Below are 17785 nucleotides of genomic sequence, written 5' to 3'. Positions count from 1 at the left end.
AAAGTGGCGTCACTGTCACGGTCATATCTGAAACTCGGATTGCTAGCGCACCCGCCCTGTCGACCGTAAATCCATCGCCCGATGATCAGCACATCTTACCGGCAAGCGACATTACAGATCAAACTGAGAATGCGACTGACCCTTCCCCTGCCGATACGGATGACTTGTGGCAACGCATACGCAATGGCTTCGCACTCAAGCCGCTTGATAGCCCATTGGTTGCAACTCACGTCGAATGGTATGCGGAACGTCCGGATTATCTGCGCCGCATAATAGAACGCAGCAAGATGTACCTGTTCCATATCATGGAAGAAGTGCAAAAACGCGGCATGCCTGCAGAGATTGCCCTGCTCCCCATCGTGGAAAGCGCATTCAATCCCATGGCCTACTCGCGTAGCCATGCTTCGGGTATCTGGCAATTCATTCCGACCACGGGTAAGGACTTTGGCCTGAAACAGAACAACTGGTATGACGGGAGACGCGACATCGTCGCCGCCACAGATGCTGCGCTGGATTACCTGGAAAGACTCCATGATATTTTCGGCACCTGGGATCTGGCGCTTGCCGCCTACAATTGCGGTGAAGGCTGCGTTGCACGCGCTATCGCCAAGAACGAAGCTGAAGGTCTGCCCACCGATTATCTTAGTCTGAGTTTGCCGACTGAAACACGGCACTATGTCCCCAAACTGATGGCGGTGAAAGAAATCATTTCCGATCCGGCCATTGCTGGCATCAGCCTCGACAGCATTCCCAATCAAGCCTATTTTGTTGCTGTCAGCCTGCATAAATCCATTGACGTGAAGCTGGCGGCCAAACTGGCGGACATGCCGGTCAAGGACTTCAAATCTCTCAATCCTGCATTTACCAAACCTGTCGTTCGTTGGGAATCGGCTCAACCCATTCTGCTTCCCGTAGATAAGGCCGAAGCCTTTTCAGATAATCTGAAAAATTACGATCATCCGCTGGTCAGCTGGCAGTTTTACTCAGCGCGCAGAGGGGAACGCGCCGCCACTATCGCAAGAAAATTCCATGTAACGCTAGCCTGGCTCAAGCAGCACAATAAAATCAAGCTCACACGCAAAGGCAGATTGGCCGCCAACTATTCTCTGATGTTGCCACTCCGCCACAATACGACCGTCCGGTTAGCCGACGTATCCTCGAAATCAGAACCCGCTACACGCCACGAGCGGACAGTCAAAGTAAAAAGAGGTGACACACTTGGAATAATCGCGCAGCAGCATCATGTCAGCATTGCTGAAATCAAACGCTGGAATCATATACGTGGCTCGCATCTGCGAGTCGGTAGCCGGATTGTCGTTGCCGAAACCAATGAAGGTGGACACAGGCGCAAGCTGGTATCGGCAAAGCATCATGCCAAGACTCGCCATTACACTGTAAAGCACGGAGATTCCTTGTCCCGCATTGCCGAAAAATTCGATGTCTCCGTGAAAGACATTCAGCATTGGAATCGCATCAAACACTCAACCGCAATCAAACCCGGCACTAAACTGGTGCTGAATTAGTTTTTTCGTCAACGCCATCAGCGAGCTGATTCGCAAGATGGCACCAAACCGCTTGCCCAGGATCAATCTCGGTTCGGCTCGGATATACCTTTCCGCAGATATCCATGGCATACCCGCAGCGTGGATGAAAGTGACAACCCGTGGGTGGCTGCGCAGGCGACGGCAGATCGCCATGCAGATGAATCACTATGGGTCGTGGTCCTGCTATTACCGGTGCTGCAGAGAGTAATGCCTGGGTGTAGGGATGACGTGGATGCTCAAGGATTGTCTGGGTGTCGCCCATTTCCACTATCCGGCCCAGATACATAACTGCGACACGCTGTGCCAGATAATCCACCACAGGAAGATTGTGGGTGATGAACAAATAGCTCAATCCTAATTCATTTTGCAGGTCTTTAAGCAGGTTGAGAATCTGCGCCTGTACAGAAACATCCAGTGCACTCGTCGGCTCATCGCATACAATCAATTTAGGGCGCACCGCCAGCGCACGTGCTATGGCAATGCGCTGGCGCTGGCCACCGGAAAATTCATGCGGATAACGGTACAGCGTTGTCTGCGCCAAGCCAACCTGATCCAGCAATTGCGTCATCATCTTTTTGCGCGCCCCGCTGGCCAGCTCGACACCCAGCGCCATCATGCCTTCTTCCAGAATATCCACCACGCGCATCCGCGGATTGAGCGAGCTATAGGGATCCTGAAAAACCATCTGGAATCCGCTGCGCTGCGCACGCAATGCCGCAGTCCCGAGCCGGCCAAGTTCACTGCCTTTGAACCACACACTACCAGCGGTCGGTTTGATCAGCTGAATAATGGCTTTGCCAACGGTGGTTTTACCACAACCCGACTCACCCACGAGCGCCAGCGTTTCGCCTATCCCAAGATCCAGCGACAGGCCGTCTACTGCCTTGACCGCGCCTGCTTTGCGTTGCAACAGGCCACTGTGGATAGGAAAATGCACTTCCAGATCACGCACCTCCAAAAGTGCGGCCGGTTTGATCTGCTCAGCTTGCGATATCGGTGTCGATGCTACGGCTACAGGCAGTGCTGTACAGCTGGTACTGTCGACCAGATGGCAGCGCACCGCATGTCCCTCAGCGAGCTGCGTCCACATTGGCACCTCATGCCGGCAACGCTCAAATGCGGCATCGCAACGCGGGGCAAACCGACAACCAACAAATGTGCTGTCAAGCGCGGGCACCATACCCTGTATGGCTTCCAGCGCACTGCCACGCTGCCCCCTGCCCGGCAACGCGGCAAACAACTTGCGGCTATAGGGATGAAACGGTGTGGCAAAAAATGTATCGCGCGGTGCAATTTCCACCAGCTCGCCGGCATACATCACTCCCACGACATCGGCCATTTCCGCAACCACGCCCAGGTCATGGGTAATCAGCAACATACCCATGCTGCGCTCACGCTGGATGCGGCGCAGCAATTGCAACACCTGCGCCTGAATGGTCACATCCAGCGCGGTCGTCGGTTCATCGGCGATAAGCAGGCGCGGATTGCCGGACAAGGCAATCGCGATCATGACGCGCTGTTTCATACCGCCGGATAACTGGAATGGATATTCTCGAATACGCCGTGCCGCATCCGGCAGGCCGACTGCATCGAGCAAGTCGATGGATTCGGCGCGCAAGGTGGCACCACTCAGATCACGATGACGGCGCAGCGATTCACCGACCTGCTCGCCAACGCTGAGCACCGGGTTGAGACTGGTCATCGGCTCCTGAAATATCATGCCGATAGACCCGCCCCGTACTGAACGCATGGCAGTCTCGGGCAAAGCCAGCAAATCTCGGCCTTCCAGTAAAACCTGTGCGCTGCTATCAATCTGCGCCTGCTGCGGCAATAGCCGCATGATGGACAAGGCCGTCATGGATTTACCGCATCCGGATTCTCCCAGTAGCGCGAAGGTTTCATTCGCAGAAACACTGAAACTCACCCCATCCACGGCGCGTACAGCACCGATACGCGTGCGCAAATCAGTTACCTGCAACAACGGGATCGATTTCATTGCGCTCTCCCGCGCGGATCGAATGCATCACGCACGCTGTCGGCAAACAGATTGGCTGCCAGTACCAGTGCGAACATGAACACGAACGCCGCACTCAATTGCCACCACACAACCGGTTCACGCGCCATTTCCAGACGTGCCGAGTTGATCATGTTGCCCCAGCTATAGGTGGCCGGATCCACGCCGACGCCCACGTAGGACAACACGGCTTCAGCCAGTACCAGACCGGAAAAATCCATGACCACGGTAATCAGCACCAGATGTTGCAGATTGGGCAGAATGTGGCGCGTGATAATGCGCCAGTGCGATACCCCAAATGCAGTGGCAGCCTGGATATATTCCTGCTCGCGCAGTTTCAGCGTCTCGCCGCGCAACAGGCGGCACAATCCTGTCCAGCTGGTCACGCCGAGGATCAGGCAAAGAAACAGTAAGCGCACATCGCTACGTGCGGCAGTCGTGTCGAAGATATCCGGATGAGCTTCGATATACACCTGCACAATAAGCACTGAAGCCGCAATCAGCAATACGCCGGGAATGGAATTGAGCGTGGTGTACAGGTACTGGATCAGATCATCCACCCAGCCGCGGAAATAGCCAGCCACAATCCCCAGTAGCAACGCAAATGGCAACATGACCAAAGTCGTCAATGTGCCGATGACCAGGCCGGTACGGATGCTTTTCAAGGAACTGTAGAGCACGTCCTGCCCTACCTTGTCGGTACCGAATACATGGTAAGCTGCCGCTAGTTGAGCAATCACCAGACCCAGTACCAGCAGGATGGAACAGGTAATCAACAGGGTACGCCAGGGTATCGCATCACCATCTCGCAGCAGACGAATCAGTGCGACCTTCAAACCGATGGCCTGCTGACGTGCCAGTGACGCACTCAACAGCAATACGAGAAGTACCGTCAAAGCCAGACCTTTCAGCACGCCGGCGATGATCCGTTGCAGGATATCGTGCTCCCATTGGGAATGCGTGTCTGTCAATTGAGCGCCACCGTATTTCAGACGCGGATAATCACGCACGCTACGACCATCGGCCAGCACAATGGCTTCCTTGGCATAGAGATGGGTTGCCAAAGGTGCCGAGTAGGTTTTTTCCTTGTGCGCTCGAAGCTCGGGCAGCATGGCATCGAGCGCACTGAGTACCTCGACTCCGTATCGGGCCGGCTGTCCGGCTTTGCTCGTCAATGCGGGCCGGTAATGCAGTGAATCCAGCAAGCCGATCACCACGAACACCATCAACACCACAGCCGCAGCCATACCGGTGGGGTTGGTCAGCACGCGCCGCCACGGTACGCGCAGATGGTCGTGGCGGCGCACATACCAGGTGAATATGCCTACTGCGGCCAGCAGCAGGAATATTAGCGCATCCGTCCACAGCATGACCGGCTTGAACATCATTGCAGGCGCACCCTTGGGTCAGCCAGGGTGTAGGAAATGTCGGTCAGCAACAAGCCGATAATGTAGAGCGCCGAACCGATGAACACCATGGCGCGCACGATGGCAAAATCCTGCGACTGGATGGCGTCTATGGTGTAGCTGCCCAGACCCGGAATGCCGAAAAACGATTCGGTGATCAGGCTACCCATGAACAGCAGCGGCAACACCACCACCGCGCCGGTGAGGATGGGGATCATGCCGTTCTGCAGCACGTGGCGGAACAGCACGCGCCACTCGGACAGGCCCTTGGCACGCGCTGTACGCACGTAATCCTTGGCGATCTCCTCGAGGAAAATAGTGCGGTACCAGCGCGCACCGCTGCCGATTCCCGCAACAATGGAAACCACCACCGGCAGAATGATAAAGCGCAGCCCGTCAATCCCGCCGCTGAAGCCCGAAATCGGGAGCAGATGCCACAGTTTGGCAATGAGGAATTGCCCGGCAATGATGTAAAACAAGCCGGAAATCGACATCAGTCCCACGCACAGTACGACTCCCCAGAAATCCAGATAGGTGGCACGAAAAAATACCATCAACAGGGCAAAGGTAGTGTTCACCAGCAACCCGATGATAAATACCGGCACCGCGATGGCCAGACTGGGACCGGCCCGGCTCTTGATCTCATGCCAGATGTCGCGCCCGTCATCGGAACTGCCGAAATCAAGCACGAACATGCGTACCGACTTCTCGAAAAAAATAGTTTGCGTGATTTTCTTGATATCCGGTGCATCAGCGTCATAAAACAGTGGCATCGCATAACCGTGCTCTGCCTTCCAGTTGCTGATTGCCTGCGGCGTGACGCGCTTCGTGCCGAGATGCATACGCGCCATATCATCCGGGGTATTGACCACAAAAAACAGCGCAAAAGTCAGCAGGTTAACCCCGATCAGTATCGGGATGGCGTATAAAATGCGGCGCAGCAAGTAGGCAATCATCGCGCAGCACTCCGTTCACGTTGTCGCCACGCCCACAGCGCCGGTGCCAAAGCCGCGATCAGCGCCAGCAATAACAGCAGCAATGGCCACAGCACGGGCTGATTCCATTGCTCACGCAATTGCTCGCGCAATTTCGGGTCGATGCGCCGGTATTTCAGCGTGTTGTTGGCCATCACATTGGGCTTGCTGGGTGCGACCCAGGCATGGCTAAGGCTGAACGCCTTGGGAAAAAATCCGAACAGCCAGGGCGAGTCCGCGCGCACGATGTTCACCATGCGGTCGATGATGGCCTGGCGCTCGGGGCCGTTATCCAGGTATTTCATCTGGTCGAACAGGCGGTCATATTCCGGATTGCTGTAATTCGCTGCGTTCTCGCCGTTTTTGCCCACTTTCATGTTGGGGCCGTACAGCAAAAACAGGAAATTTTCCGGATCGGGATAATCCGCATTCCAGCCCCATTCGAAGATCTGCTCGGTACCGCGCCGCATCTTGTCCTGAAAGCGGTTGTAGTCGGTGCTGCGCACCACCAGCTGGATATTCAGTTTGGCAAATTGCTTGGTTATCCAGCTCAGGCGCGAGGCAGCATCCGGGCCACTGGCATTGGTATCGAAATACAACACCAGCGGGGCGCCGGTGTTGGCATCGCGCCCGTCCGGATAGCCGGCCTCAGCCAGCAGGCGCCGCGCTTCTGCTATCGAGTGTCGTACTGGCTGACCATTGACCAAGCGGTACACCACCGGGTTCACCCCGGCTGCGCCGCCCACGTAGCCGAATATACCCGGCGGGATTGGCCCTTGCGCCGGGATACCGCGCCCATTGGCAAAAATGGAAATGTATTCCTCGTAGTCCACCGCAATGGCAATCGCCTGACGTAATTTGCGTGCATGCTCGCTGGACCCCCCCACCACCGAATCGAGCATGTTGAAGCCCATGTAGCTGCTCGATGGCCGGACTGCCGTGGTCAAACGGATACCCTTGGCGCGCATCGCTTCGGAGGGCTGCGCCACCCCCCGGGCGTTGATCTGCACGGCCTGGTCAAAACTGTCCGAACTGATGCCGGAGGTGTCGTAGTAGCCCTGCAAGAATTTGTTCCAGTAGGGAATGGTTTCCTTTTCCAGACTGAAAACCACCTTGTCGATAAACGGCAACGGCTTGCCGGCATCTTTTAACAAACCGGCGGCCGCATCTCCCGGCTCACCCGTGCGAGGATAGGTTTCGCCGTGGAAATTCGGGTTTCTCTCCATTACCATCTGACGATTGGGATTGTTCCGGGTCAACATATATGCCCCAGTGCCAACCGGATACCAATCCAGATTCAGATTGCGTTCGGCCATGCCCGATTGAGCGTAGAAACGGTCTGCTTCAGAAGGTACCGGCGCAAAAAAAGGCATCGCCAGCCAATACAGAAACTGCGGGTATTTGCCGCGCAGTTTGATGCGGTAGGTGTAGCGATCCACCACCTCCGCCCCGGCCAGTGGATAATGCTGTAAATCAGGATAGATTCCACGCGGCAAGGTATGCGCTATTTTTTCCAGTCGCGCAGCATAGTCTTTCAGGCCGAGGATGTATTCGGCCATCACACCCAGTATGGGTGAATGGAGCTGTGGCGCGGCAAGCCGTTTAATCTCATAAACATAATCTGCCGCCACCAGCTCGCGCGTACCGGCATGAGGAAAATCGTGCAGCGTCTGAATATCCTGCCAATCACCCGGTCCCATATTCTGATAGCGCAGCTTGCCCTGCTTGTCCCGTGCAAAGGCTGGATGGGGCTGATAGTAAATACCGTGCCGGATATGAATTTCGTATACGCTTTCGGCAATTTCTGGGAGTGGCGCGCTGGCGGGCAAGCGTTTGCCCGCAGCATCATAATAAGTCACAGTTGGCATTTGCGTTGCAGTCAACGGGACAAGCGTATAGGGCCGTTTCAGGTAATGGTATTGCAAGGGGGGTTCGTATATCTGCGCTGTAAATTCTGCTTCATTGCTGGCATAGGATCGTGCCGGATCAAGATGTTTTGGACGCTCCTCGAATGAAGAATAAAGTACATTGCTACCACGCTCGGCGGCGGGATAGGGGTCATTCCAGGGACCATTACCGCAGGCACTCAACAGCAACGGCAACGCCAGCAGGATAATGAGCTGAAAAAAATTCATATCAAGGCAGTTTAACCCAGCCCGTGACTAGCGTCACGGCGCAAGAGGTATAATGCTCAGGCATTTTTACTTAAGGAAAAAACATGGGATTTCTTGCCGGCAAACGCATCCTCATCACAGGCTTGATCAGCAACCGTTCCATCGCCTACGGCATCGCGCAGGCATGCAAACGTGAAGGCGCCGAACTGGCCTTCACTTATCAAGGTGAAAAAATCAAGGAACGGGTCACTGAACTTGCCAGGGAATTCGGCAGCGATCTGGTGATGCCTTGTGACGTTGCCAGCGATGATGAAATTGCGCAATTATTTAGCGATCTTGGGCGGCGCTGGGACGGTCTGGACGGTATTGTCCACGCGATCGCCTTTGTACCCAAGGAAGCACTGGCGGGAGATTATCTGGATTCAGTCACGCGTGAAAATTTTCGCATCGCCCATGACATCAGTTCATATAGTTTTGCCGCCTTGGCAAAAGCAGGATTACCCATGATGCAGGGCCGACGTGCTGCGTTACTCACCTTGAGTTACCTGGGTGCCATCCGCACGCTGCCCCACTACAATGTCATGGGGCTGGCCAAGGCCAGCCTTGAATCCAATGTGTATTACATGGCGCAAAGCCTGGGGCCGAAAGGCATTCGCGTCAATGCCGTGTCAGCCGGGCCGATTAAAACGCTGGCGGCCAGTGGCATATCGGACTTTGGCAAGATATTGAAATTTGTGGAGCGAAACTCACCCCTACGCCGCAATGTAACCATCGAGGATGTGGGCAATACAGCAGCTTTTTTGTTGTCAGATCTGGCGAATGGCATTACTGGTGAAATTACCTACGTGGACGCAGGCTTCAACACGACGGTAGGGGCGGACTTAAGCTGAGGCAGCAGGCTTCATCAACACATCGATAGATAGGTATCGAAAGAATGCTCATCAAGTATCTGGCAATCGTAGGGCTCTTTTTTACTGCTATTGGAACTATCCTTCTTTGGCAGTCTAGCCCTGCTGGCTATAGTCCTGGTTCTTTTTGGCTTGATGAAGAAGCAACTAAAGAAGTTGTAAAGAACAACAATCATATGGCTCGTGGCCAAAAAATTGCCATTGTTCTCATTCTGGCCGGTAGTGCTTTGCAAATTCCGTCTGTAATTTATGGTTGAGCACATACCTAACATGGCGCTCAACTCGGACGCTCTTCATACCGCTTCACGGCATTTCGGGCGTCGGTTAGCTCTACGATAGGCTGTCCTGGCTGCGCAGGCTTAGATCAAAAGCCTAATTCAGCCAGGAGACGCTACCCGCTTATTCGGCAACCTTATCCAGACTCGCTGAACGTATCTCGATCTTGGCCTTGCTCTGTAAGCTAGCCAGATAGGCGGTAAAATCCGCCTGGGCTGTCAACTGTGACAGTTGGCCTTGCAAGGCTTTGATTTTGGCAGCATCCGCCGGAGGCGGCGCGATAACCCGAGTAACACGAGCCAGGGTGTAGCTGCCATCTGCGTCTTCAGCGCCAGCATATGCGGGGAAATTTTGTTCCGCTGCGCTGAATACCGGTTCAAGCAACGCCGGGGATAATCCAGTAGCTTGCTGCCGGGTAATAAGCTGAAATGCACTCCACTTCACGCCAGGTTCCTTACCTGCACGCAATTCCACCAAATTCTGCTTGCCTTGTTTTTCTGCCAGCGCAACTGCCTGGCTGCGCTTGAGTTGCTGCTCAATGGCAGCATGTACGGTATTCAGCGGCTGCAATGCGGCAGGTTTGTATTCAAGCAAGCGCGCTGACACCAATGTATTCGGAGAGACTTCAATCGCTTCAGTATTGCGCTTGTTTTTCAGCACGTCACCAGAAAACAGTGCTTGCAGCATTTTTGGATTGCCCAGCAATCCATTATTGCCACCTCCTTTACGGCTTATCCAGCCTGAATCCGTAATCTGTAATTTAAGCGCATCGGAAACCGGTTTGAGGCTGTCAGATTGTTCATAAACCCGATTGCTGAATGTCTCTGCCGCATCGGCAAAACGTTTACCGGCCTTTTGTTCTTGCAAGCTACGCTCTATTTCCGTTTTCACTTCTTCAAGACTGCGTGTGCGACCCGGCTTGATGCCAGTCAATTCGATGATGTGATAACCAAATTCGCTTAAAACCGGCTGGCTGATAGCACCATTACGCATTGCAAACGCAGCATCTGCAAAAGGCTTGACCATTGCTTTCCGTGAAAACCAGCCCAGATCGCCACCTTGCAAGGCAGAGCCCGTATCATTTGATTCGCGTTTGGCTATCTCGACAAAACTGGCAGGATTTGCTTTGACCTGCTGATATATGGCTTCGGCACGGGCCTTGGCCGCAGCGCGTTGTTGTACGCTATCGCTTGCTTTGACCGCAATCAGAATGTGACTGGCACGACGTTGCTCCGGCTCGCTATATTTCGCAAGATTCTGATCATAATATTGCTTGATTTCCGCATCACTGATCTTGATCTGACTGGCCAGGGCATCCTGCGACAGGACTACGTATTGGAAACGCGCCTGTTCCGGTAATGTGTAATCCGCCTTGTGAGCGTTATACCAGTTTTGTATATCCGCAGCGCCCACGTGAACCTGACCCAGAAATTGTTCAGGGGTGAGTTTAACCGTACTGATTTCGCGTTTTTGCTCATATGCCTGCAAGAAACGTGCGGCAACATTGGATGGAAAAATGGATGAAGCCTGGAAAACAGAGCGAACATCGTTAATCAACAGCTCCTGGCGCAGCTGATTTTCAAACTGACCGATACTCATACCCTGTTGGCGCAGAGCTTGTTCGTAACGAGTTTGCGAGAATTGCCCGTTTTCCTGAAACGCGGGCAGACTGCCAATGATCTTTGCCATTTCAGCATCCGTAACAACCATGCCTGCCTTGGTGGCAGCGTTGATAATCAAATGCTGATTAATGATGCCGTCCAGAATGGATTGACGAATTTTCGGATCATTAAACATGGCGGGATCATAGGCGGCTCCCATGGATGCACGCATTTCCTGCTGCTGTGATTTGAGCGCCCGGTCGAATTCCGGGCGCGTCACCTTGTAACCATCGACGCTGGCCAGCACATCGCCACCACCGGTATTATTAAAATAGGATTCCATTCCCCACAACATAAAGGGAATCGTAATCAGCGCCAATATCACTTTGGCTAGCCAGCCTTGTGCACGCTCACGAATTGCATCTAGCATAGTAGGTTATTGATCCCATTCAAACGAAAAAAGGCGAACTTGCGTTCGCCTTTCGTATTGGCGGAGTGGACGGGACTCGAACCCGCGACCCCCGGCGTGACAGGCCGGTATTCTAACCAACTGAACTACCACTCCAAATACCGGTATTGTCATAACTGGTGGGTGCTGAGGGGTTCGAACCCCCGACATTCGCCTTGTAAGGGCGACGCTCTACCAGCTGAGCTAAGCACCCGGAAAGGCGCTAGTTTACTGCATCTTTGAGCGCTTTTCCAGCACGGAATTTAGGAACTTTAGCCGCTTTGATTTTAATGGCTGCACCAGTACGCGGATTACGACCAGTGCGGGCAGCACGCTTACCAACATAGAAGGAGCCAAAACCAACCAGCGTCACCATGTCGCCTTTTTTTAATGCGACTTTAACTGCGTCAACAGCAGCATCCAATGCACGACCGGCTGCTGCCTTGGAAATGTCGGCAGATTCGGCGATAGCATCGATCAATTCGGATTTGTTCACGTGTGTCCCCTTTCTCATAGAGTTCAGCCACAGGAATGCCCTGCATCCGCTTTATAACAAGGCGGAAAACCAGATGTCAAGCGGCTTCCGGCCATTTCCCATAAAAAACCGCCCCGGAGGGCGGTAATTCATTACATCGGACAAAACAGGCTTAAATCAGTGCTTGGTAATCACCGCCACTTTGTCTGGCTCAACAGCAGCCGGTGCAGCTTCAGGTGGTGCCGGAATATCTGGCAACCCTTCCGGCATACGTTCAAGCGCCATATTCAACACTTGATCTATCCATTTCACCGGCTGAATATCCAGTTTATTCTTGATGTTTTCAGGAATATCCACCAGATCGCGCACATTCTCTTCAGGAATGAGGACAGTTTTAATCCCGCCACGATGAGCTGCCAGTAATTTTTCCTTCAATCCACCAATCGGCAGCACTTCGCCACGCAGCGTGATTTCACCAGTCATTGCTACACCTGCGCGCACCGGGATACCAGTCAATATCGATACTATGGCTGTACAAATGCCTACGCCTGCACTTGGACCATCCTTTGGCGTAGCACCTTCCGGCAAGTGGATGTGGATGTCATTCTTCTGGTAAAAATCCTGCGGAATACCCAGGACAGCAGAGCGACTACGTACTACCGACATTGCAGCCTGGATAGACTCCTGCATCACTTCGCCGAGTTGACCTGTCGTAATCACCTTGCCCTTACCAGGCAGTAGCACGCCCTCAATAGTAAGCAATTCGCCCCCTACCTCGGTCCATGCCAAACCAGTCACCTGACCAACCTGGTTATTTTTCTCTGCGACGCCGTAATTGAAACGGCGCACACCCAGATACTTATCCAGATTACGGGCTGTCACGCTGATTTTGCTGGCTTTGCCTTGTTTCATAAGCAACGCCTTGACGGCTTTGCGGCAAATTTTGGCAATATCACGATCAAGGCTGCGCACGCCGGATTCACGCGTGTAATAACGCACAATGTCACGCAATGCGCTCTCGGATATCGCAAATTCTTCAGGCTTGAGACCATTTGCCTTCATCTGTTTGTCTACCAGATAACGTTCAGCGATATTGACTTTTTCGTCCTCGGTGTAACCTGACAAGCGAATAATCTCCATACGATCCAGGAGTGGCGCGGGGATGTTCAAGGTATTTGCCGTCGCCACAAACATCACGTCGGAAAGATCGAATTCCACCTCAACATAGTGATCGGCAAAGGTGTGATTCTGTTCCGGATCCAGCACCTCAAGCAGCGCCGAGGAAGGGTCACCGCGGAAATCCTGCCCCATCTTGTCTACTTCATCAAGCAGAAACAGCGGGTTCCGCACACCTATCTTACTCATGCTTTGCAGTATCTTGCCCGGCATTGAACCAATATAGGTACGCCGGTGGCCACGAATTTCGGATTCATCACGCACGCCACCCAATGCCATGCGGATAAATTTGCGATTCGTTGCCTTCGCAATGGATTGGCCCAGAGAAGTTTTACCAACACCAGGTGGTCCAACAAGGCACAGAATGGGGCCTTTAAGCTTGTCCACGCGCTGCTGAACGGCCAGGTACTCGACAATGCGTTCCTTGACTTTATCCAGGCCGTAATGATCAAGGTCCAGAATCGCTTCTGCCTTTTTCAAGTCTTTGCTGATCTTGGTTTTTTTCTTCCATGGCAATCCCACCAGGGTTTCAATGTAGCTGCGCACAACTGTGGCTTCTGCAGACATGGGTGACATCAGCTTGAGTTTTTTGAGCTCTGACTCGGCTTTGGCGAGGCCTTCCTTGGACATGTGAGCTTCCTGGATACGCTTCTCGAGGTCTTCGAGGTCAGCTCCCTCCTCCATGTCACCAAGCTCTTTCTGGATTGCCTTGACCTGCTCATTCAGATAGTACTCGCGCTGGCTCTTCTCCATCTGGCGTTTGACACGCCCACGGATGCGCTTTTCCACCTGAAGGATGTCGATTTCACCCTCCATCAGACTCATCAGATGTTCGAGGCGGGCGCGCACCGGGAACATTTCCAGGATTTCCTGCTTCTGTTCCAGCTTCAGTGGAAGATGGGCCGCAATGGTATCCGCCAAGCGCCCGGCTTCGTCAATACCCACCAGCGAGGTGAGTATTTCAGGGGGAATTTTCTTGTTGAGTTTCACATACTGGTCGAACTGTGCAACCAGTGCGCGGCGCATTGCTTCTGCCTCGTTGTCTGCACTCGTATCATCGGCAGGCACCAGTTCGGCACGCCCGGCAAAATGGGTATCCACATCGGAATACTCGATAACATTGGCACGCTGATTACCTTCCACCAGTACTTTTACAGTACCGTCAGGTAATTTGAGCATTTGCAATATCGTGGCGACCGTACCGATAGTGTACAAATCATCCGGTGTCGGCTCATCCTTGGCAGCGGATTTTTGCGCTACCAGCAGGATGCTCTTGCCCGCTTCCATTGCTGTTTCCAACGCCTTGATCGATTTTGGCCGGCCAACAAACAAGGGAATAACCATGTGCGGGAAAACGACAACATCCCGCAATGGCAAGAGGGGAAGCGTTAATTCTTCGGAGTCTTGGAGTAAGGCCATGATGGTGTTTAACCTTATGTCAGTAAAAATAGACCAGGACACCAAATGCAGGGCGGCTCAAGCAAATTCAAGTCGCACTTGCACAGATGTGCCATAAGCGATTGAATTCATGCGTAAATATTTTACGCTCGGCAATCCAAAGATTGCCCTCGATAGTTCAGGAAGCTACTTTCGGTTGATCTGAATAAATGAGTAAAGGTTTGCCTTCACCAGTAATCACCGATTCATCCAGCACAACCTTGGTGACGTTATCCATGGAAGGGAGCTCGAACATGGTATCGAGTAGCGCATGCTCGATAATCGAACGCAGTCCACGTGCCCCGGTTTTACGCTCCAGCGCTCTTTTGGCAATCGCTGCCAGGGCGGTATCGCGAAACTCCAGCTCGGCACCCTCCATCTCGAACAATTTCGCATATTGCTTGGTCAGCGCATTTTTGGGCTGAGTCAGTATGGTAACCAGTGCTTCTTCATCCAACTCTTCAAGTGTAGCAACGACGGGCAAACGTCCGACGAATTCCGGAATCAGGCCGAACTTGATCAGGTCTTCCGGCTCTACATCGCGCAGCAGTTGTGAAATATTGCGACTGTTATCCTTGCTTTTGACTTCCGCACCAAAGCCGATGCCGCCTTTGGAAGAACGGTTTTGCACCACCTTTTCAAGGCCTGAAAAAGCTCCGCCGCAGATAAACAGGATGTTGCTGGTGTCAACCTGCACAAATTCCTGATTCGGATGTTTGCGGCCACCCTGAGGGGGGATCGAAGCGGTGGTTCCCTCAATCAGTTTCAGCAATGCCTGCTGTACACCTTCGCCGGATACGTCACGAGTAATTGATGGATTGTCGGATTTTCGTGAAATCTTGTCTATTTCATCAATGTAAACAATACCATTTTTTGCCTTCTCCACATCGTAGTCACACTTTTGCAGCAATTTCTGGATGATGTTTTCCACATCCTCGCCCACGTAGCCAGCTTCGGTCAGTGTTGTCGCATCGGCGATCACAAAAGGAACATTCAACAGCCGCGCCAGGGTTTGTGCCAACAGGGTTTTGCCCGAACCGGTGGGGCCGATCAGCAGAATATTGCTTTTAGCCAATTCCACTTCGTCCTTGCCACCAAGATGGCGCAGACGCTTGTAGTGGTTGTATACGGCCACAGAGAGAATACGTTTGGCTTTTTCCTGACCAATCACATATTCACCCAGAATTTCCCGAATCTCGCGGGGGGTGGGCAAATCGGATTTCCCGGACTTGCCGCCCTGCCCCTGCTGCACTTCTTCACGGATGATGTCGTTGCACAGATCCACGCACTCATCACAAATGAATACAGAAGGCCCTGCGATCAACTTGCGAACTTCGTGCTGACTTTTGCCGCAGAACGAGCAATAGAGCAGTTTTTCGCCGCTTCCTTTATCTGACATGAAACTCTCCGATGCTAAGCTGGCCGGCGTTAGCCGACGTTGTCCATGCGGCTGGTAATTACCTTGTCGACCAGGCCATATTTCACGGCATCTTCCGCACTCATGAAATTATCACGATCCGTGTCTTTCTCAATGACTTCTACAGGCTGCCCGGTATGATGAGCCATTAAGCCATTAAGCCTTGCCCGCAAATAAATAATTTCCTTGGCATGGATTTCAATATCCGAAGCCTGCCCCTGGAAACCGCCGCTGGGTTGATGAATCATCATGCGTGAATTGGGCAGGCAATAACGCTTGCTCTTGGCGCCTGCGGTAAGCAGGAACGCACCCATGCTTGCCGCTTGTCCCATGCACAAGGTACTCACATCGGGCTTGATGAACTGCATGGTGTCATACACAGACAACCCGGCCGACACTGACCCCCCGGGGGAATTGATATACAAATAGATATCCTTGTCCGGATTTTCCGATTCGAGGAACAGCAATTGCGCCACTACCAGATTGGCAGAGACTTCATTTACCGGGCCTACCAAAAACACTACGCGCTCTTTAAGCAGGCGCGAATAAATATCGTAGGCGCGTTCGCCCCGGCCGCTTTGTTCGACCACCATGGGTACCAGACCCAAGCCCTGCGGCTCCCAACTACGGCTTTCCATCATCCTGTTACGCCTTCCCCATCAATTCGTCGAAACTGATCGACTGGTCTTCAACCTGAACACGTTCAAGCGCCCATTCCACCACATTATTTTCCAACACCAGCGACTCGATCTCCTGCATGCGCTCGGGGTTTTGATGATGCCACTTTATCACTTCCTGTGGATCTTCGTAACTTTGCGCAAATTCCAGTATCAGTGTATTGATCTGCTCCGGCTTCGCCGTCAACCCATTAACGCGTACAGCTTCGGCAAGAATCAGTCCCAGGCTGACTCGCCTCATGGCCTGCTCAGTAAATATATCGGCAGGTAACGGCACATCATTAGGGTTAACATTCATTCCTCGTTCCTGCATGTCCTTGAGCGCATTTTGCATCAGGCGCTGAGTTTCCATATCCAGAAGCGATTTTGGCACCTCGATTTTTGTGCTGTCCAGGAAAGCCTGCATGACCTGCTCCTTGAGCCTGGCATGAATGCGGTTCTTGACTTCACGTTCCAGATTCGCGTGGATTTCGGCGCGCATTTTTTGCACATCACCATCGGCAACGCCCAGGCTGGTTGCGAACGCCGCATCCACTTCCGGTAATTGCGGTGCCGCAATATCCGTGACAGACACTTCGAACGCCGCTGTTTTTCCAGCCAGTTCCTTGGCCTGATAAGCTTCTGGAAAAGTCACGTCAAACGACTTGTTTTCACCCGCCTTCACATCAATCAGCGCGGCTTCGAACTCTGGCAGCGTGCGCCCCTCACCGAGCACGACGCGAAAACCCTTAGCCTCGCCGCCCTCAAAAACAGCACCATCTATTTTTCCGATATAGTCCAGGGTAACCAGATCGCCCGTCTGCGATGCCCGGTCTGCGGTATTGAATTGCACACGCTGTTTGCGTAACACTTCCAGCGTCTTGTCCACATCCGCATCGCCAACCGCCGCTACCGGGCGAGTAATCTTCGCGGCGCTGATATCGGCCAGGGTAATTTCGGGATAGACCTCGAAAGTGGCGGAAAATTCGATTGATCCTTTATCCGTCGCGTCAGTTTTTGGCTCGATACGCGGATAACCCGCCACTTTGAGCTGATGAGCCTGGATTGCTTCCATAAAACTTTTCTGCACCGCGTCGCCAAGCACCTCCTGATGAATCTGTCCACCGTATTGCTTGGTAACCAGGCTCATGGGTACTTTGCCACGGCGGAAACCATCCAGCTTGGTATTGCGGGCAATGTCGCGGAGGCGGTTACTGACCTCGGTTTCGATCTGTTGCATCGGTACGGCCAGGTTGATGCGACGTTCCAGGGTGCTGATTTGCTCGAGGTTGGCTTGCATTGGGGAAATCCTTACTGACTGATGAATAAGTTATAAATT

13 protein-coding genes and 2 tRNA genes are annotated in these 17785 nt (G+C 53.1%); 3 read left to right on the top strand and 12 right to left on the bottom strand.

The window, feature by feature from the left end; genetic code table 11:
- Positions 1–164: 164 nt before the first annotated feature.
- Positions 165–1523: a LysM peptidoglycan-binding domain-containing protein gene (locus ACYCZJ_RS03310; RefSeq protein WP_461552798.1), complete on the top strand. Its 1359-nt coding sequence runs from the start codon at positions 165–167 to the stop codon at positions 1521–1523.
- On the opposite strand, the gene ACYCZJ_RS03305 is transcribed toward ACYCZJ_RS03310, so the two are convergent.
- The 4 genes from ACYCZJ_RS03305 to ACYCZJ_RS03290 are packed head-to-tail and all read right to left on the bottom strand — an operon-like array spanning position 1504 to position 8073.
- The gene (locus tag ACYCZJ_RS03305) at positions 1504–3540 is read right to left on the bottom strand and encodes an ABC transporter ATP-binding protein (protein ID WP_461552797.1); all 2037 of its coding nucleotides are present in this window, start codon (positions 3538–3540) and stop codon (positions 1504–1506) included. The two genes, ACYCZJ_RS03310 and ACYCZJ_RS03305, sit on opposite strands and share 20 nt — an antisense overlap.
- Positions 3537–4946 (bottom strand): ABC transporter permease, encoded by a 1410-nt coding sequence (locus tag ACYCZJ_RS03300; protein WP_461552796.1) that lies wholly within the window; start codon positions 4944–4946, stop codon positions 3537–3539. Before ACYCZJ_RS03300 ends, ACYCZJ_RS03305 begins: the two co-directional genes overlap by 4 nt.
- Positions 4943–5920: an ABC transporter permease gene (locus ACYCZJ_RS03295; protein WP_461552795.1), complete on the bottom strand. Its 978-nt coding sequence runs from the start codon at positions 5918–5920 to the stop codon at positions 4943–4945. Before ACYCZJ_RS03295 ends, ACYCZJ_RS03300 begins: the two co-directional genes overlap by 4 nt.
- Entirely contained in the window at positions 5917–8073 is a 2157-nt protein-coding gene (locus tag ACYCZJ_RS03290; RefSeq protein WP_461552794.1) for an ABC transporter substrate-binding protein, read from the bottom strand. The genes ACYCZJ_RS03295 and ACYCZJ_RS03290 overlap by 4 nt, the downstream gene beginning before the upstream one ends.
- 83 nt (positions 8074–8156) lie before the next feature.
- On the opposite strand from ACYCZJ_RS03290, the gene fabI reads away from it, so the two are divergent.
- Together fabI and ACYCZJ_RS03280 are read left to right on the top strand one after the other, a co-directional pair.
- Positions 8157–8942, top strand: a complete 786-nt coding sequence (gene fabI, locus ACYCZJ_RS03285) for an enoyl-ACP reductase FabI (RefSeq protein WP_461552793.1) — start codon at positions 8157–8159, stop codon at positions 8940–8942.
- 44 nt (positions 8943–8986) lie between these two features.
- Positions 8987–9217: a hypothetical protein gene (locus ACYCZJ_RS03280; protein WP_461552792.1), complete on the top strand. Its 231-nt coding sequence runs from the start codon at positions 8987–8989 to the stop codon at positions 9215–9217.
- A 142-nt stretch (positions 9218–9359) separates the two neighbouring features.
- On the opposite strand, the gene ACYCZJ_RS03275 is transcribed toward ACYCZJ_RS03280, so the two are convergent.
- The 8 genes from ACYCZJ_RS03275 to tig all read right to left on the bottom strand — a co-directional run bounded on the left by ACYCZJ_RS03275 (position 9360) and on the right by tig (position 17746).
- Complete coding sequence (locus tag ACYCZJ_RS03275; RefSeq protein WP_461552791.1) at positions 9360–11267, bottom strand: SurA N-terminal domain-containing protein; 1908 nt, start codon at positions 11265–11267, stop codon at positions 9360–9362.
- A gap of 58 nt (positions 11268–11325) precedes the next feature.
- Positions 11326–11402: transfer RNA gene (locus ACYCZJ_RS03270), tRNA-Asp, on the bottom strand.
- Between the two features lie 21 nt (positions 11403–11423).
- A tRNA-Val gene (locus tag ACYCZJ_RS03265) sits at positions 11424–11499 on the bottom strand.
- Positions 11500–11508: 9 nt separating this feature from the next.
- Positions 11509–11781: an HU family DNA-binding protein gene (locus tag ACYCZJ_RS03260; RefSeq protein WP_147072812.1), complete on the bottom strand. Its 273-nt coding sequence runs from the start codon at positions 11779–11781 to the stop codon at positions 11509–11511.
- Positions 11782–11937: 156 nt separating this feature from the next.
- Positions 11938–14355, bottom strand: coding sequence for an endopeptidase La (lon, locus tag ACYCZJ_RS03255; RefSeq protein ID WP_461552790.1), 2418 nt, complete (start codon positions 14353–14355; stop codon positions 11938–11940).
- Between the two features lie 157 nt (positions 14356–14512).
- Positions 14513–15772, bottom strand: a complete 1260-nt coding sequence (gene clpX / locus ACYCZJ_RS03250) for an ATP-dependent Clp protease ATP-binding subunit ClpX (protein ID WP_461552789.1) — start codon at positions 15770–15772, stop codon at positions 14513–14515.
- Between the two features lie 29 nt (positions 15773–15801).
- Complete coding sequence (clpP, locus tag ACYCZJ_RS03245; protein ID WP_461552788.1) at positions 15802–16431, bottom strand: ATP-dependent Clp endopeptidase proteolytic subunit ClpP; 630 nt, start codon at positions 16429–16431, stop codon at positions 15802–15804.
- A 4-nt stretch (positions 16432–16435) separates the two neighbouring features.
- Positions 16436–17746, bottom strand: a complete 1311-nt coding sequence (gene tig, locus ACYCZJ_RS03240) for a trigger factor (RefSeq protein WP_461552787.1) — start codon at positions 17744–17746, stop codon at positions 16436–16438.
- Positions 17747–17785: the final 39 nt, after the last annotated feature.

The organism is Sulfuriferula sp., from assembly GCF_054605375.1.
Note: the sequence above shows the minus strand (reverse complement) of the source record. Positions and strands in the feature narration are given on the sequence as shown.

Bases quoted from the DNA above. Each gene is read 5' to 3' on its own strand.
- ACYCZJ_RS03305 (WP_461552797.1), bottom strand. From the start codon at position 3,540: ATGAAATCGATCCCGTTGTTGCAGGTAACTGATTTGCGCACGCGTATC.
- ACYCZJ_RS03300 (WP_461552796.1), bottom strand. From the start codon at position 4,946: ATGATGTTCAAGCCGGTCATGCTGTGGACGGATGCGCTAATATTCCTG.
- ACYCZJ_RS03295 (WP_461552795.1), bottom strand. From the start codon at position 5,920: ATGATTGCCTACTTGCTGCGCCGCATTTTATACGCCATCCCGATACTG.
- ACYCZJ_RS03290 (WP_461552794.1), bottom strand. From the start codon at position 8,073: ATGAATTTTTTTCAGCTCATTATCCTGCTGGCGTTGCCGTTGCTGTTG.
- fabI (WP_461552793.1), top strand. From the start codon at position 8,157: ATGGGATTTCTTGCCGGCAAACGCATCCTCATCACAGGCTTGATCAGC.
- ACYCZJ_RS03280 (WP_461552792.1), top strand. From the start codon at position 8,987: ATGCTCATCAAGTATCTGGCAATCGTAGGGCTCTTTTTTACTGCTATT.
- ACYCZJ_RS03275 (WP_461552791.1), bottom strand. From the start codon at position 11,267: ATGCTAGATGCAATTCGTGAGCGTGCACAAGGCTGGCTAGCCAAAGTG.
- lon (WP_461552790.1), bottom strand. From the start codon at position 14,355: ATGGCCTTACTCCAAGACTCCGAAGAATTAACGCTTCCCCTCTTGCCA.
- clpX (WP_461552789.1), bottom strand. From the start codon at position 15,772: ATGTCAGATAAAGGAAGCGGCGAAAAACTGCTCTATTGCTCGTTCTGC.
- clpP (WP_461552788.1), bottom strand. From the start codon at position 16,431: ATGATGGAAAGCCGTAGTTGGGAGCCGCAGGGCTTGGGTCTGGTACCC.
- tig (WP_461552787.1), bottom strand. From the start codon at position 17,746: ATGCAAGCCAACCTCGAGCAAATCAGCACCCTGGAACGTCGCATCAAC.